The organism is Kiloniella majae (assembly GCF_002118315.1).
Lineage (GTDB): Bacteria > Pseudomonadota > Alphaproteobacteria > Kiloniellales > Kiloniellaceae > Kiloniella > Kiloniella majae.
Genome location: NZ_MTSZ01000021.1, coordinates 1 through 351, shown reverse-complemented (window position 1 = coordinate 351; position 351 = coordinate 1). Strand labels below are relative to the sequence as shown.

Below are 351 nucleotides of genomic sequence, written 5' to 3'. Positions count from 1 at the left end.
CTTCTCCCCCTCCTCTCTCCCGTTTTTCCCTCTCCCCTCTGTTCTTTTGGCTCCTCTCGGTTCTCCTTCCCTTGCGGCTTCCCCCCTGCTCCCCTCCTGCTTTTTCCCCCTCTTCCCTCTCCTTTCCCCTCTCCTCCCCCCTACTCCAGACTCCAATCTCCCCTTCCTTTTCCTCCCTTACTTCCCTCCCCTCCTCCGCCTCTGATCTTTTTCTTTCTCCTCTTCCTCCCTCTGTCTCTTCCCTGTCCTTGTCTTCAGCCATCTTCTGCCTCTCTCTTTTCTTCTCGCTTTCACCTTACCCTCCCCTCTGCTCTCGTCTCTATCTCCCAGCCTCACCCCCCGCCTCTCCGC

Annotated in this window: 1 protein-coding gene; it reads right to left on the bottom strand. The window is 57.8% G+C overall.

What is annotated here, in order from left to right; genetic code table 11:
- A partial coding sequence (locus BKB51_RS21355; RefSeq protein WP_198946829.1) for a hypothetical protein occupies positions 1–262 on the bottom strand: 262 nt, incomplete at its 3' end.
- Between the last annotated feature and the right edge of the window lie 89 nt (positions 263–351).